This is a genomic window from Shewanella sp. 10N.286.52.E4 (assembly GCF_041468785.1).
In the GTDB taxonomy this organism is placed as follows: domain Bacteria; phylum Pseudomonadota; class Gammaproteobacteria; order Enterobacterales; family Shewanellaceae; genus Shewanella; species Shewanella electrodiphila.
In genome coordinates this window covers 175058-190568 of sequence record NZ_JBFRJJ010000010.1, presented here as the reverse complement: position 1 = coordinate 190568, position 15511 = coordinate 175058, and the positions used below count along the sequence as shown (strand labels likewise).

13 protein-coding genes are annotated in these 15511 nt (G+C 39.6%); 7 read left to right on the top strand and 6 right to left on the bottom strand.

Annotated elements, in window-relative coordinates; translation table 11 throughout:
• Positions 1 to 56: 56 nt before the first annotated feature.
• Complete coding sequence (locus tag AB4153_RS05895) at positions 57 to 1430, bottom strand: MATE family efflux transporter (protein ID WP_248956284.1); 1374 nt, start codon at positions 1428 to 1430, stop codon at positions 57 to 59.
• Positions 1431 to 1556: 126 nt separating this feature from the next.
• On the bottom strand, positions 1557 to 2267 hold the full coding sequence (locus AB4153_RS05890; RefSeq protein WP_102526620.1) for a FadR/GntR family transcriptional regulator: 711 nt from the start codon (positions 2265 to 2267) through the stop codon (positions 1557 to 1559).
• A gap of 767 nt (positions 2268 to 3034) precedes the next feature.
• Here AB4153_RS05890 and AB4153_RS05885 point away from each other — a divergent pair.
• A complete protein-coding gene (locus tag AB4153_RS05885) occupies positions 3035 to 3850 on the top strand; it encodes a FadR/GntR family transcriptional regulator (RefSeq protein WP_229368476.1) in 816 nt (271 codons plus the stop codon).
• A 104-nt stretch (positions 3851 to 3954) separates the two neighbouring features.
• On the opposite strand, the gene AB4153_RS05880 is transcribed toward AB4153_RS05885, so the two are convergent.
• The gene (locus AB4153_RS05880; protein WP_371996724.1) at positions 3955 to 5673 is read right to left on the bottom strand and encodes a sodium:solute symporter family transporter; all 1719 of its coding nucleotides are present in this window, start codon (positions 5671 to 5673) and stop codon (positions 3955 to 3957) included.
• A 711-nt stretch (positions 5674 to 6384) separates the two neighbouring features.
• Here AB4153_RS05880 and AB4153_RS05875 point away from each other — a divergent pair.
• From AB4153_RS05875 to AB4153_RS05850, 6 genes are all read left to right on the top strand, one after another.
• Positions 6385 to 7638, top strand: coding sequence for an alginate lyase family protein (locus AB4153_RS05875; RefSeq protein ID WP_371996685.1), 1254 nt, complete (start codon positions 6385 to 6387; stop codon positions 7636 to 7638).
• A gap of 1033 nt (positions 7639 to 8671) precedes the next feature.
• On the top strand, positions 8672 to 9352 hold the full coding sequence (locus AB4153_RS05870; protein ID WP_371996684.1) for a hypothetical protein: 681 nt from the start codon (positions 8672 to 8674) through the stop codon (positions 9350 to 9352).
• 132 nt (positions 9353 to 9484) lie between these two features.
• Positions 9485 to 9907, top strand: a complete 423-nt coding sequence (locus AB4153_RS05865; protein WP_371996682.1) for a hypothetical protein — start codon at positions 9485 to 9487, stop codon at positions 9905 to 9907.
• Between the two features lie 107 nt (positions 9908 to 10014).
• Positions 10015 to 10512 carry a super-infection exclusion protein B gene (locus AB4153_RS05860; RefSeq protein ID WP_371996680.1) on the top strand — a complete coding sequence of 166 codons (498 nt, stop codon included), beginning with the start codon at positions 10015 to 10017 and terminating at the stop codon, positions 10510 to 10512.
• A 121-nt stretch (positions 10513 to 10633) separates the two neighbouring features.
• Positions 10634 to 11242 carry an NAD(P)H-dependent oxidoreductase gene (locus AB4153_RS05855; protein WP_371996679.1) on the top strand — a complete coding sequence of 203 codons (609 nt, stop codon included), beginning with the start codon at positions 10634 to 10636 and terminating at the stop codon, positions 11240 to 11242.
• A gap of 16 nt (positions 11243 to 11258) precedes the next feature.
• Positions 11259 to 11552, top strand: coding sequence for a hypothetical protein (locus tag AB4153_RS05850; protein WP_371996677.1), 294 nt, complete (start codon positions 11259 to 11261; stop codon positions 11550 to 11552).
• Between the two features lie 231 nt (positions 11553 to 11783).
• Here AB4153_RS05850 and AB4153_RS05845 read toward each other — a convergent pair whose 3' ends face one another.
• From AB4153_RS05845 to AB4153_RS05835, 3 genes are all read right to left on the bottom strand, one after another.
• Positions 11784 to 12503 (bottom strand): 3'-5' exonuclease, encoded by a 720-nt coding sequence (locus AB4153_RS05845; protein ID WP_371996675.1) that lies wholly within the window; start codon positions 12501 to 12503, stop codon positions 11784 to 11786.
• Positions 12503 to 14368 carry a putative nucleotidyltransferase substrate binding domain-containing protein gene (locus AB4153_RS05840; RefSeq protein ID WP_371996673.1) on the bottom strand — a complete coding sequence of 622 codons (1866 nt, stop codon included), beginning with the start codon at positions 14366 to 14368 and terminating at the stop codon, positions 12503 to 12505. Before AB4153_RS05840 ends, AB4153_RS05845 begins: the two co-directional genes overlap by 1 nt.
• A gap of 107 nt (positions 14369 to 14475) precedes the next feature.
• Positions 14476 to 15429, bottom strand: a complete 954-nt coding sequence (locus AB4153_RS05835; protein WP_371996671.1) for a polysaccharide lyase family 7 protein — start codon at positions 15427 to 15429, stop codon at positions 14476 to 14478.
• Positions 15430 to 15511: the final 82 nt, after the last annotated feature.

The window sequence follows — 15511 nt, the reverse complement described above, 5'->3', positions numbered from 1 at the left end:
CCTTTTGTTTTATCTGTTTGTCCGGTACAGAGATAAGCTTAACCCTATAACTCAGGTTAATAACTGAGCTTTTCAGCATCGTGATGACTAAATTCTTTGACCGCTTTTCTGGCTAAAAATCGAAATGGAAACGCTTTAATGATTTCTTCAAAAGGTTGAATTGCAAATGCCCAAAATATTGATGCATCAAAGTACAAGATAAGCAGGGCGCATAAAGGGATTGATATGAGCCACTGACCCGTAAAGTTAATCTTAAATACCGCAGTAGTATGCCCCATTGCTCTGAGCACATGCCCATGTACTGTGTTGTATCCGCGAACCAGAGGCAAAATAATATAAATTGGCGCAATAATGGCTAACGCCTGATAGGTTTCGTCTGCCATATCAGGGTATATATCGGCAATCCAAAAACTTAAAATGAAGAAAAAGCCCATGGTCATCAGTGAAATTGCCACAGCAAGATTAATGCTGATATTCACATTATCTTCTAAATCATGCAGCTTCTTTGAACCAATGGCTTGGCTGATTGAAATGGCAGAAGAGTGGGCCCAGGCTGTAATAAATTGCCCACCTGCTCGCATCCAAGGCAAGACTAAGGTGATGGCTACGTAAGCGTTAATTGATAGCTGCGAGTAAAGTAACTGATAAACACTGACACCAATAGACAGCATGGTGACATTGGCTGCAACAGGAAAAATTTCCATAAAATGTTTGCGCGCATTGATCAGTGCTTCATGAATATTCAATGCAAGCTTTAACGAGATATTATCTAACGTGGAAACGCACAGAGCGAGGTAAATAAAGCGCACGAAAATAGCCACTAAACTACCCACAGCAGCGCCGACAACGCCAAGCTCTGGGGTGAATGCTGTGCCGTATATGAAAGCGTATGACAAAACTGCATTAATAGGGAGCTCAATCAAATAGCCTTTAAACGCGATTTTTGTTTTGCCCAAGCTATTAAAGAGGGCAATACAAACTTGGGTTACAGCGTTAAAGAGCACCACATACTTGGCGACACTTAAGTAGCGCAGTACTTCAGCCTGTAAGGCGACATCTTGGGTAATTAGCGCGACTATAGATTCTTCAAATAACAGAAGTACAGACCAAAAGACTAATGCGACAGAGAAATTGATACTCATGCCAGACCAGCATGATTTAGTCAGTGCAAGGGCGTTTTTAGAACCTACTGCACGGCTCATAACCAGTTGCGATCCATTGGCCAATGCCATTTGAATGCCCATGATAAACGCCACAATGGTGGTGGCTATTCCCATTGCTGCCAACGGGATTTCACCCAGTGGTGATACTAATAGGGTGTCTATCATCAGCATTGACTGCATCAACAGGGCGTTTAATGCTAAAGGCCAAGCTAAGGCAATGTTATTGCGAACATATTGGTTATGAATATAGCGATTAATGAACTGCATGTTCACCTTTCATTATTATCGAGTTTGTCATTCATTCTTCCTTGAACTAGGGCTTCTGTACTTGGTACTTCAGTTTGCAGTTAACTGATAGCAACCTCACTTTTTAAGCAGAAGCCTTAGTAAATATTAAGCAGTAGGGACCTCAGAGAACCTTTGATTGTCATCGCGTAATAATTCCTGACAATAGCTGCGTGCTTGGTCGGCATCACCAGACATAATCGAGTCATAAATGCCTTTGTGTTCGTTAATACAAAAGCGGCCACCTTCAGCTGAGTGATCGATAAACAACTTAAAGATGGTGGTTAATATATTGCCGAAAGGAATATAAAACTGATTATCTGTCGATAAGTAGATCGTTTGGTGGAACAAGTGATCGTTAATGGTCCATTGCTCATAATCAAACTCTTCAGCAGCTTTAATCATATTTTGCATTAATACCGACATCTGCTTACGTTGTTCAATTGTGGCGTAGCTGGCTGCCAGTGCACAGGCTTCGGGCTCAATGGCTTTACGTAATCCTAAAAACTTACTTAAGAACACTTCAGTATTTTCAAGCCCTTGAATCCAGTCTAATAACTGTGGGTCAAGAAAATGCCAATTTGCACGCGCCCTTACCGTCGTACCCACTTTAGGACGTGACTCAATCAAGCCTTTGGCCGATAGCAATTTAGTTGATTCACGTAATGCTGTGCGGCTAACGCCGAACATTTCACATAAATCCATTTCACAAGGAAGTCTCTGCAAAGGCTCAATCTCGCCTGACAAAATTTTACGCGCAATTTGTCTAGCAACTTGCACATGGACTCGTCTGCTTGAATCTTCTACTTGTATGAACATGATCTTGCGATCCTTTTTAAAATGAAAATTGGCTCAAAATATCGATGAGATCAGAACACTTCTAAGCCACATGAGTTGTAGTGCAGTGGGTTTAATGCTCATCATAGATAGTTATAAAATGGTATTACGTATCAGCGACATTTGCCTGTTGGCTCATGGCTAAAAAGGCTGTTATGGAACGGGGTATTCGCAGAACTTGATAAGCATCAAATCATGTATATACCTTTACAATTGAATGAGTGTTTACAGTCGGAATCGCAGATTATTTGCTTATCATGTAAGCAAATAAAGGTAAGCGTTTCACTCATTCTGAGACTCCTTACACTCACCATTTCCTGTTGTATTATACTACAATATACCGTGTTTTTATAAAACCTGTTTATGTTACCAATGGGTGTTAAAAGCTGTTTAGACTCACATATATGAATAAAAGATTAATTTTTATTTATTATCTTTAGCTTGTTTAAAGCTGACTAAGTTGGATGATTTCTGCTTTATATTGTCGTACAAATATTCAGAGTAAGTACTTCTAAAGACTGAATAAGCTCTAAGTTATTCAGTTAAAACAAGTTTACTTAGTTTGCCATGGTAAGAGTCAAAATATGTACAATCGAGTAAACTCAGTAACGATATGATAGTTATAAAAAAGATAAATATTTTGTCTTTTCTTTAGATTATTTTTCACATGTTAAATTGTCATATGGGTTTGAAGACCGAATGAACTTGATTTTATTTGTATGATTTATCAAAGGTAGGCAACATGAAACTTGTTGAAAATCAGTGTTAAAGTACAGTTTTCAAGCATTCTCGTCTCATATTTATCATGTTATATTGGCGCAATTATCCCAATAACAGCGTTGTATAAGCAAATGGCGAATAGCTTCAATTCAATTTCAGGGGCTAAACGTAGTTTACATTTACACGTTGCCCGCGAAATCGCTCGTGCGATCCTTTCAGGTGAACTTGCTCAAGGCAGTATCATTCCAAGTGAAATGGTATTGTGCGAACAATTTGGTATTAGTCGAACAGCGTTAAGAGAAGCAGTGAAATTACTGACTTCAAAAGGCTTGCTACAGTCACGTCCCAAAATCGGTACACGAGTGGTTGAGAAGATTAATTGGAACTTTTTAGATCCACAATTAATTGAGTGGATGGAAGGGCTGACTGACATTAATGACTTCTGTAACCAATTTTTAGGCTTTCGCCGTGCAATTGAACCAGAAGCTTGTGCATTAGCGGCGCAAAATGCCACTGTCGAGCAGCGTAAAGAGTTGTCTTCAGTGTTTCAGAAAATGAGCGAGTTGAATTCAGCACCTGAGTTAGACATCGAAGCATGGATTGACATTGATATTCAATTCCATCGGATTATTTTCTTCTCTACGGGTAATGACTTTTACCTGCCTTTTGGCAATATTCTCACCACCATGTTTGAGCACTTTATCGCTTATTCATCTGAAGAAGGTGGCACCTGTTTTAATGAGCATAGGTTGATTTATGAAGCCATTATGATTGGTGATTCAACCAAAGCTCGCGAAACATCTCGTGAGCATTTACAGTCAATCAATCACCGAATTAAAGAGTAAGTTAGCTCGTTAATCGGACATAAAAAAACGCAGACCTAGGTCTGCGTTTTTTGTTGGGTTAGACAACAGGTTATTAGTCTATTGTCTTAATGCCATTATTGGTTTTACTTAGCTTCTGCTTCTTCTGCAGCGGCCGCATCTTCAATGCTGCTATCAACTGCATTAACTAGCAGTAAACCAACCGAGAGGACAATCACACCACATAATACAAATATCATGCGAGACCAGAAAGGATTCGGTAGAAGGAACATTGCCATGACAAAGATACCTGCTACAGCGATTAATGTTCCTAACATGCGACGTTGCTTGTTATCCAGTTGCTTTTGAGCGTTGCCTTCAGAAACCAGTGGTGTAGCAAGGTTTTCAAAGAACTTATCAACATTCTTTTGACGTTCTTCTGTCAAAGGTTTGTAGAATAAAGTTGAAGCGACAAAGAAACCAGCGGTGAAGACCACGTGTGCCATCAGACCAATCGCAACCGTAATTTCAGACCATTCACGTCCAGTTAACGCTTGTTCTAGACCTAAAGCGTTCTCAACCATTTCAGCAGTAATCACAAAGCCAACAATATAAGAAACAAAGCCACCGACCACTAAGGTTCCCCATGCTGCCCAGTCAGGCGTCTTCTTAATGAAGAATCCACAGAATGCTGGAATAGTCATTGGGAAGCCAATTAAGGCACCAACGTACATCATGGTATCGAATAAGCTCAACCCTTTAAGTGAGTTAATAAATAACGATACTAAGATAATGGCAATACCGAAGAAGGTTGAAGTCAGTTTAGACACTAACATCAATTCTTTTTCGCTAGCATGTGGACGAACGACTGGCTCGTAGAAGTTCTTAACGAAAATACCAGAGTTACGGTTCAGACCTGAATCCATAGAAGACATGGTTGCGGCAAACATTGCGGCAATCAATAGTCCAACCATGCCCACAGGCATATATTCTTGTACGAAGTATAGGTATGCAAAATCAGCCGCTTTACTACCCGCCTCAGGGTAAATCGCTGCTAAATCAACACCAGAACCCGCTAAGTACCAGCTAGGTAGGAACCAAATAACAGGGCCAATACTCATTAATACACAGGCCAGTAATGCGGCTTTACGTGCATTCTTTGAATCTTTAGCTGCTAAGTAACGGTAAGAGTTCAACATGTTGTTGGTAATACTGAACTGCTTTAAGAAAATGAATACTGCCCATACTGCGAAGATACTTAAGTAGTTAAGATCGCCACCAGCAATAAATGAATCCGTTGGGAAGTTTTCAATAATGTTAGTGATACCACCGCCGTGTACGTAAGCCATTACCGCACAGGTAATCGTTACAGCCATGATAATAACCATTTGCATAAAGTCAGATGCAATAACCGCCCATGAACCACCGGTAACTGACATAACCAATACAACAAGACCAGTCAAAATAATGGTTGTGGTCATGTCAAAGCCGAAGATACCTGATGCAATAATGGCGAGACCATTTAACCAGATACCCGCAGTGATTACGCTGTTTGGCATACCAGTCCAGGTAAATACTTGCTCATTGGCGTTACCAAAGCGCATACGGATTGCTTCAATTACCGTGACAACACGTAGTTGACGGAATTTAGGCGCGAAGTAGACGTAATTCATTAAATAACCAAAGGCGTTGGCTAAGAAAAGAATGGCGACACTAAAGCCGTCTGTGTATGCCTTACCAGCTGCGCCAGTAAAGGTCCATGCGCTGAATTGGGTCATAAAGGCAGTCGCCCCAACCATCCACCACAACATACTTCCGCCCCCACGGAAATAGTCACTTGTATTACTTGTAAATGTTCGGAACATCCAGCCTATTGCAATTAAGAATAGAAAATAGATGCCTACAATGAGTGTATTTAGCTCCATTTTTATAACCTTTTCTAAGAGTAAATCTATGGGAACCAACATCAGCAATAATGCTGAAAAAAAGCCTTAATTACTCAGTAATCAGACTGACCTTATTAAAAGTGCAAACTTTAAAACTTCAAACATTCTTATTTCATCAACGATTTAGCATCCTGAGTAGTGGATGCATTTGCTAAAGCACATATCGTAGCTGCAATAACCTAAAATCTATTTGTCACACTGACTTATTAAATTGGGTCGCTAACCTCGTTGTTACCTTGACCGCAGTTATTCTTCTTAGGGTGGTAACTTCATTGCGGGTCGAAGACTGCACGCCCCAAATATTCTTAGGTGCTGGCTTTTCGTACTCGCTGTATGAAAACGATAAATGGGAGTGTATTAACCTTTGCCTCTTAGACAAAGTCGATACAGTGAAACCATTTCCCAATAAATCAATAAAATGATACTAACATAATACAATATCAATTGTGAGACGCACATCAAATTTCGTTATAGAAATTATTGCCAATAATTAATTGTATTTTTAAGTTGTTGTTTTTGTTGTGGTATATTTATTTGGTTACATAAAGATAGTAATTTTACATGACCTGTATCACTGAATAATTTTTGTCTTATGCTATATTTGTATTACTTAATAGCTGGAGGAAGTAAATGAAAGTCCCAAAATCTTTGTGCGCAGCCGCTTTAATGAGTGTATTTGTAACGAGTCCTGTATTGGCGGCAAATTTTGTTTTTTTAGATGAAGCCACATTGGCAGCTAATCGTGCTTTGTTACATTCAGAAAATGCACCTAAATCAATGCAGCGCAGTTACCAGCAACTACTTGAAGAAGCAGATATCGGCAAAAAGGCAGGTATTTTCAGTGTAGCCCATAAAGGCTTCACACCTCCTAGTGGCGATAAAAATGATTATATGAGCATTAGTCCTTATTGGTGGCCAGATGAATCTAAAGCTGACGGCCTACCTTGGATACGCTTTGATGGGAAAACTAATCCAGCGTCTAAATCTGATGAAACGGACTCAGTAAGAATTGGCACTTTTACTCGTACAGTGCGGGCATTAGCATTAGGTTATTACTTTAGTGAAGATGAAGCCTACGCTAATAAAGCGATTGAATTAGTTCGTGCTTGGTATATAGATGAAGACACACGCATGAATCCCAATGTGAATTTTGGTCAAGGTGTACCAGGTGTGGCAGAAGGACGTCGCAGTGGTTTGATCGATACTCGTACTTTGGTTGAACGTAATTTAGATGCGATAGCTATTTTATCTCAGTCACCCTCGTGGACAGATAAAGACGAGCAGGGGATAGAGCAATGGTACAGCGATTACCTTGATTGGTTAATAGAAGACGATTTAAGTGGTGGCCCTAAAGGCGAGGCTTACGCACCTAATAACCACGGCACTTGGTATGATTATCAAATGGCTGGCATTGCATACTTCTTAGGTAATACACATTTAACTAAGCAAATGGTTCAAAAAGGTAAAGTTCGTGTTGATACCCAGTTTGCTGAAGATGGCTCGCAGCCACATGAAGCGCAAAGAACTCGTTCTTATCATTACCATTACTTCAGCTTAGATCCGTTAGTAGGCATTGCTCAACTTGGTGATAAGGTTGATGTTGACTTGTGGCACTATGAAAATGATCAAGGCGTGTCTTTATCGAAAGGCATCGAGTTTATGGTGAATTACAATGATCCTAAAGCCAGTTGGCCTTTTCCTGAAAAAGACAGCCGCAGAATTGCCCGTATGTCACCTATTTACCTAAAAGCAGGTCAAGCGTTGAATAACGAGCAATGGATTAACTTGGCGAAAGACACTGACTTTAGTAATTACAGCGTGAGTAAAAACTTAGCTGAGGTATGGGCACAGCGTGAGATTGAACTGCTGTATCGTTCAAACTAACTGATTCTGACTGCTTAAAATGAAAAGCGAATACTGATATAGGTATTCGCTTTTTAGTTTCAGGGGCTTTTTATTACAAGAATTGATCGCACAGAATTGATTATAAAGAATTGAACATCCAGTCATGACTTATTGTGGGCTCATAAAACAAAGTCGTGGTGCTTAGTTCACACCTGATTTAGACCGTAAACTTCCTTTCTGTATTTCCAAACTCCGTTTGGATAAAGGTCGTGGGTTTTCCACCCACACCCGACCAAGAGGGTATCAACAGCAATACCCTCTTGGATCACCCTGCCGCCCCTAACGAAAAATGCTGAAAAACGCATGTTTTCAACGGGGATTGATCCAGCTTTAGACTTCGTTTTATTACTGCTTCGGCCTTATTCGAAAATGCTAACGCTTCCGATGGTGCATCCCTGCACCGCGAAAGCTAGCCTGACGTCCTGTCAGGCTCACGCTATTTTCTTCAACGTCCTCAATTCAAATTGAATCTTCTAGTTAATTAGAACTAGATCTTTTGAGTTCTTTAATTTGACACAAATACAGTAAATTCGAAGAGATAATAATCCCAGTGTAGATGCAGCAGCGAGCTTCCAAAACATGGATGTTTTGGCAGAGCTTACATGGACGTACTTGTAGCGTCTAGCAGCTGTATCTGCACATAAGCCTGCGGCAGGCAATGGATTAGATTGAAGTAGTGATATAAGAAAACCTTGCCAATAAAAACTACGAAAAAACATTACATTATGATGTGTTAATCAATTTAGGTATAAAGTTTACTCTGACCCAACTAATTATAAGTGACTGCTGCTGACTACTTCAGATAAGGCATCAATTTCAATGCTCACTTTGCAAACATTTGTGCTCGTTTATCCAATACCACTCTGGTAGAGTGCTTATAAATCAATAGCTTTACTTTAGTAAGGCTTAAATAATAGGTTTATTAAATGTGCATGCGCGTTTGCCAAATAAACGCGCATGCGCGCTATACAAATGTTAGGCATATGAGTTTTTTCATCAAAAGGAGTTACTAATGGAACCAATAATACTGATTGTCATTTTCTTTGTGCTTAGCTTATCTGCTGCATTCATTCTATTTAAATGGCTAGATAACTCTGCTGTTGTTAATACACCATTTGGTAAATTTGGCGGGGCTATCGCAGGATTTATTGGAGTATATTTATTGTTGCACAATAGTTATTCTGAGTTAAATGAAAATTCATCCACCAAGAGTTTAGATTTACCTAATAGCTATAACCAATATATTTCAGATAAATGGAAGTTTGGGTTTGGATACTCAAAAGGAAATCAATTTTCTGAGTGGCGTAAAAGAGAGATTGTAGGTTCTGTAGGTTTTGGACCCGAAGGAAATATTAGCTTTAGCGTTGAAGAGTTAGATGGGAATGAATTACAAAATTTAAACAAGTCTCAAGCTATTGTAAGTATTATTGATAAACAACTTGACCTAATAAAAAACATCCATAGAGAGCATGAAGTGCTTAGCATGGAAGACTATTCTATTGGGGGAGTATCTGGGAAAGTCATTAAACTGAAAGGTAAACTTAGAGGGAAAGACATATTAACAACCTTAATCATTATTCCTCATTTCGAATTGAATAACTTATACTTCTTTGATTTAACGACTACAGAGCAATCACACGATACACATTTAACTGAGTTTAACAAAGTTATTTCAACGGTAAAATACATGTAGCTAATGCAGCATTATGCCTAACAAGTCAATTAAGCAGGACTAAAAAATAGTTGGCTTTTGCTCCTGCGTCGCTTATTTTAGCCAACAATTTTTAGCCTCTTATTGAGGCGTTAAGAGTCAATTAGGAATTCAATGAATACTATAAACCCAACAGATTTATTTTTAAACGTATTACCTTCAATCTTGGGTGTTGCTGTTTTCATTATATTCATGGAATTCATAAAAATTAAGATTGAAAGAAAAATTAAAGAGAAGAGAGGTGAGACTACCAATGAGCGTATTTCTCGACTTTCTAAATCTCTTAAAGAATCAATTGATCTAACTAATGAAATAGAGTCAGAAATAAAACAGAGGCATGAACTAGCATCAAAGTTACAAGCCGATGTAGAGCGTTTTGAGCACCTTGCAAAATTAAAAGAATCAGAGATAGAAGCTGTTGCTCAAACTCTACGAGGAGAACTAAAAAGTGAAGGCACAAAGTCATTTTGGAAGTCCATATTAGTGAGTATGTTCTTCTTTATTGCAGGTGTTGTGGTTACTATATTAGCCGCTTAGTAAGGTAACTAAATGAAACTAAAACAGTGGGTTACGTTTCGATTTACTCCAAATTTTAATCCACTATTTTAGTCCGCTTATTGCGGAGTTATACATCAGGACACAATATGATCGAATTCAAAAAAATGGTTGATTGGTTAAAGTTATCACCCAAACAAGCATTTATCATTTTTACAATTTGTTCGATCTTACTTTTTGACGATGGAACTATTGTTGTTAAGTTAGGTTTAGAAAAACCAAAAGAGCTTTTGCAACCTTATCTTGGATTGATGTGGCTACTTACATTGGCATTATTGTTATCTGAGCTTATTATTCCTCTATATAAAAAAATCACGAAAAAATACAGCCAAAAAAAGTATCTAAAACATTGTAGAACACATCTTCATAATTTAACCGTGCCTGAAAAAGAGGTGCTATCAGAGTTTATTAGCAATAATACAAAATCAATTGAAGCCTCTCTCTCTGATGGTGTAATACAAGAGTTAGCTACAAATAACATTATTCGGCTAGCTGCAACAGTTTCTGTGCATGGAGATTTCTTTGCTTACAATATACAGCCGTGGGCTTGGAAGTATCTGCATAAAAACCCAGAACTATTGAAGTAGATGTATAACAAAAACTTCCAGTTCGTTCCGGGGCTTCGCCCCTCCACCCGACCGCCTTCGGCGGCGGCTGAAGTTGGCGTTAGATTTCAAAATTACAGTAATCCCATGGAGTCGGGTATATATGAAAATTGGAGTTATCTTTTTCTCAAAAACAGATGTGACAGGAGCATTAGCTACATCTTTGATAAATGGCCTTAGTGCTTTTGGCCAAGCCACGATTATTAAACATCAAATTAAAGGTGGTGAAATTGTCGAGGGGCGATTTACAAACTTAGAGATCATCAAAAAACTATCTTCATGTGATGCAATTATTTTTGGAACTCCAACATATATGGGCGGTGTTTCGGCGCAATTTAAAGCTTTTGCTGATGCCACAAGTGAGCTTTGGTGCGAACAAGAGTGGTCGGGGAAACTTGCAGCGGGCTTTACTAGTGGTAGTGCAATGAATGGAGATCAAACAGGAACTCTTCAATACCTTGTAACCCTGTCAAATCAGCATGGTATGTTATGGGTTGGCCTAGATTCAGCGCAAGGATATAAAGATCATGGCATTAACCGTTTGGGTTGCCAGCTCGGAGTTGTCGCGCACTCACCAGATGGTAACGTTAATAAAACCGACCTTGAAACTGCTTATTATCTCGGTAATCGAGTTTTTGAACAGGTCCTACGTATGAATCCAAAATCTAACAAATCAAGCCAGCAGGACGCAGCAAGCTGCGTCTCTGCTTGAGGCGTTATAACTCACTATGAAATTACACATAACTTTATTTATTTTAGCAACATTGGGATGTTCTTTTGGTTCATACATTTTTGGATATAAAGTGGGTGCCGAAGACGGGGCTAAGTATACAGTTCAGACGTTTGCCAGTGACTCAATATCTCAAATGAATAAACACACACTAATTTTGGAAGCTTTTAAGCAGGATCGGTTGGACTTAGCTAGGGAAGGTGTTGAGTTACTTGTCAAAAATGATAATGAACACAGGAAAAACATCGAGTCAATCGTAGCTAAGGAGTCATTTGACTTTTGCAAGTTATAACAAGCTGCTAAATCCAGATTCCCCAAGGCTGTCATGCAATTTGCTGAGCAAATCGCCCGCCAGCACATGGTTCACTTATTAGCAGGGCGTTACCGAATATCCGCTTGTCATATTTTCACTATTGAGATTCATCACTTTAAGAGCTTTGACTCAATCCAATTTCTGTCCAAAAATATGTTTGAAAATGATCAAATTTTAATATGGTCGTTCACTTCTCTGGCGTATTTTTAGCTATTTCTTCTGGCTTAATCGATAGAGTCGGGCAAAGCTGTCGCGACTGCCTCGAGATAACCTTTTTTGTTGCGCCAACAATAATTCTGCCGCCCCGAGCGCATCGACTAATGCGTTATGACTATTATATTCTGGCAAGCCATAACGTTTGCGGGTGCCTGCTAATGTAAGATCAACATCTGAGTAATGATCGATTGCAGTAGCAAAATGCTTCTCCAAGCATAAGGTATCGAGCCAAAGTAAAGGCAGCGTAGGCAGTTGCCAATACTTTTTGGCGTAGTAGTTAATAAACCCCGATTCAATCACTGAACCGTGAGCCACTAATACCCTGTCGCCCAATTGAGTGAAAAAGTAGTTCATTGCCTCATGCAGTGAAATGCCGTTATCTAACATTTGTGGAGTGATGTGATTGATGACTGCAGATTCAGGTTTTACTTTGTCACAGTTCTTAATATAAAGGTGTTGGCAGTTGGTTAAGTCAATCTGTTGGTTGTTAATCACTACCCACCCCATACTGAGAATGTCATCATCAACAGGATCGAAGCCCGTGGTTTCGATGTCGAGTACCACGTAGGTTAAGTCTTTGCATAACGCCTTAAGTTCTGGCAGCTCTGCTTTGGTCGGCTTAAGCAGATTTTGCATTGAGCTGTCTTTAATAAGAAAGCTTTCACGTTGCCTTTTTAAAACCGACAGAGGATGGAAATAGTCTAAAAGAGCCATTAGATATTTCCAAAGCGCAGTTTAGCGGCATCTTGTTGATCGGCAATGATCCGAAAGGCGTCTTTTAAATGTTTACGCTCGAAGCTACCAAAAGTATCTGGATTAATATGGTTATTAGGAACTTTGCCTTCCTTTAATGCCGTTAGTTGATGACTGTATCTGAATGACAAAATAAAGCGGTATGCGCCCATAATATTTTTAAAGGCATCATCACTTAATACTCCCGCATCATTAGCCGCTTGAAAACGAGCCTCTGTTTGCAGTGCATCACTGCCAACAGCTAAGGCATAAATCCTTGCTAGATCGATAATTAAGTTAATCGCATATTTTTTGATATTCAGTGTCTTATTATTCTCACCACTTTTTTCTAGCACTAATGAATTAAAGATACCGAGGGGTGGACTGGTATTTGTCGCGTCTTTGACTAAGATCCCCAAGAATTCTGCATTTGCACGTATATGGTTATGCATAGACTCATGTAATTCATGTTCAAACTGCTGATTACCAAATGCAGTTCTAATCTCTAAAAATACACTGATATTGAGTAGGCGTTCGTATTCAGGGTTAGCGACCCACTTTTTATAATATTGCTTCCACATTGATAATGGTTGGCACCACTTTTCAGTGGTTGGCATATAAAAGCCCGTGCAAAGTGGGTAATCACAACGATTAAGCCCTTGAGTGACAAATTCGGCTAAATGTTTGAAGTAAATCCGATCATTGGCAGTAGCGTTATCGGCTAACACGATTGCACTATCTTGATCCGTTAAGCAATGTACTTCGTTGCGGGCATGGGAACCTGCGACAATCCAGGCAAATTCGCAGGGCGGCTGACCTAGTTGATCAATCATGATATTGATTAATCGTCGAGTGTAAGCATCGAAAATCATCGCCATTACTTTGCCGATGGTTTCAGGTACCACTTTGCCTTCTACTAAGGCTTCGAAAATGGCTTGGCGCTCAGGGTTTAATTCAGCAAGTTCTTTGACACTGACAGCATACTTAATTTTCTCAATGAGAAAAATGGCCTGCATTCGGTGATTTTGCACTAAGTGTGTCGTAGTTAATAACCCGACGACTTTGTTGTCTTCGACGACAGGAAGATTACGCACGTTGTATTGCATCATCAGTGAGGCAGCTTGCAGAACAAGATCATCGGGCGCGACAGTGAGCGGATTCGATGTCATCACATCTTTAATTGGGTTATCAATTGGGTAGCCTTCCACAATGACGCGTTTGGTCATATCACGGTCGGTAATCAAGCCGACAATTTTGTCATTTTCGTAAATGACAGCGCAGGAGGTACGTTTAATCATGCGCATTTCATGGGCGACAGCTTGAATGCTCATATCGGCGGTGACCACAGCAATACGACCACTGGCGACATCTTTTACCTTGCGAATGAACAAGCCTTTTTCTTTATTTGACCAGACAACATCTAATGCTGAGTTCAAACGTACTTGTGCTTGTGATGCAAAATGTTCTGCGTATTCAGGTGTCTTAGTAAACAAGCTTTGCAGTGCTGAATGAGGGATCAGGTACAGTAAGCAGGGCTCAATGGCGATAGCTTGATAACCTTGATCGTCATCAACATCAGAATCTAAAAAGGTGAAGCCAAATAAGTCTTCGGATTCTAGACGGGCGCGTAACACACCACTTTTTTTACGTTGCTCCATCGCGCCTGACCGCACAATATACAAATGCTTTTCTTGATTATCTGAAGATAAATCAACAACTTCACCTTGAGAAACATAAATGATTTTAACCACTTCAGCAAGGTCGCGAACTACGGCTTTAGGCAGTTTATCAAATGGATCGATTTGTCCAATAAATTGGATGACATTAGGAAGTAAAGATTCGTCCATTTTTATACCTTAAATAATGAATAACTCATGATCTTACATAGCTTAAACTCAATTTTATCAAGCTGCATGAAAATTTATGCAGCCTGGACAGTTACGATCATGCCTAGCTATGGAGTATGAGTGACCTTAAGTTCGGTAAAGCCGACTTCAAATATTTGTCCAACATAGTTCGACGACGTCACTATTTGAGGGTATATGCCAGCTTTAAAGTAATATTCTTCACCAAGCCAAGCGGTATCTAAGGTGTATTCTTGGCCATTATTTGCGATCACTGGTTCGCCCCATTTTAACGTTTTTTGAGTTGTAGCGCCTGCAATTGTAGTTGAAAGCGTTACGCCATCAGTATCAAGATGAATCGAGTATTGCCAATCTTCGTACGCTGGCGCTGTGCCTAGTTCGATACTGAAAGGCTGACAAGTATCACAAGTCTCATTATTAGGATTGAACGTGTCATTTAATATGACTCTGACAGGCTTATCCTCGCCCTCCCATAATACTTTTACCAATGCTTGCTTGATATCTTTGCCATGTACTTGGCCAACAATCACTTTTGGTGTCGTCGATGAGATTTGTGGATATTGAATGATGTTCAGCGATGCCATTAATTGATGCTCACCACTAATAGACCAATTTTGATTGCTTGTAGAGCATGCACTTTCAGTATCGTATCGATATAGCTCACGTAATTCAGAACGCACATACTGGGTATTGGGTGTCGTCGCGCCATCTATGCCTAAATCAAGGTTAAACACCATTTGCTGTGGATTGGTTTCAGTCCAGAAATAAGCGATGTCTGTGTCATTTGAGAAGGTTTGATTATTACTGCATGTCCCAGGTTTTAGTTCTGCAGCACTCGCTCCGCCTGAACCATAAAAGCTGTCTTTGCTCTCAGGAATAGTCAATTTCCACTGCTCAATTGTCCAATTGCAGGTTTCGCACGGAGGCACTTCTGGAGGCACTTCAGGTGGCGTTTCAGGTGGCGTTTCAGGTGAATCAGAAGAACCTGAACAACCTAAAAGAAGTATAAGTAATACATTAGAGATAAATATTCGCATTAACATAACGATAACCTTCCTTATTTGTAAGACAATATATCTTACTTTTTCAAACGAATTTGTGGGAGAAATTTTTAATATTCTACTC

Coding starts and splice junctions, on each gene's coding strand:
- AB4153_RS05895 (WP_248956284.1), bottom strand. CDS start 1,430: ATGCAGTTCATTAATCGCTATATTCATAACCAATATGTTCGCAATAAC.
- AB4153_RS05890 (WP_102526620.1), bottom strand. CDS start 2,267: ATGTTCATACAAGTAGAAGATTCAAGCAGACGAGTCCATGTGCAAGTT.
- AB4153_RS05880 (WP_371996724.1), bottom strand. CDS start 5,673: ATGTTCCGAACATTTACAAGTAATACAAGTGACTATTTCCGTGGGGGC.
- AB4153_RS05875 (WP_371996685.1), top strand. CDS start 6,385: ATGAAAGTCCCAAAATCTTTGTGCGCAGCCGCTTTAATGAGTGTATTT.
- AB4153_RS05870 (WP_371996684.1), top strand. CDS start 8,672: ATGGAACCAATAATACTGATTGTCATTTTCTTTGTGCTTAGCTTATCT.
- AB4153_RS05865 (WP_371996682.1), top strand. CDS start 9,485: ATGAATACTATAAACCCAACAGATTTATTTTTAAACGTATTACCTTCA.
- AB4153_RS05860 (WP_371996680.1), top strand. CDS start 10,015: ATGATCGAATTCAAAAAAATGGTTGATTGGTTAAAGTTATCACCCAAA.
- AB4153_RS05855 (WP_371996679.1), top strand. CDS start 10,634: ATGAAAATTGGAGTTATCTTTTTCTCAAAAACAGATGTGACAGGAGCA.
- AB4153_RS05850 (WP_371996677.1), top strand. CDS start 11,259: ATGAAATTACACATAACTTTATTTATTTTAGCAACATTGGGATGTTCT.
- AB4153_RS05845 (WP_371996675.1), bottom strand. CDS start 12,503: ATGGCTCTTTTAGACTATTTCCATCCTCTGTCGGTTTTAAAAAGGCAA.
- AB4153_RS05840 (WP_371996673.1), bottom strand. CDS start 14,368: ATGGACGAATCTTTACTTCCTAATGTCATCCAATTTATTGGACAAATC.
- AB4153_RS05835 (WP_371996671.1), bottom strand. CDS start 15,429: ATGTTAATGCGAATATTTATCTCTAATGTATTACTTATACTTCTTTTA.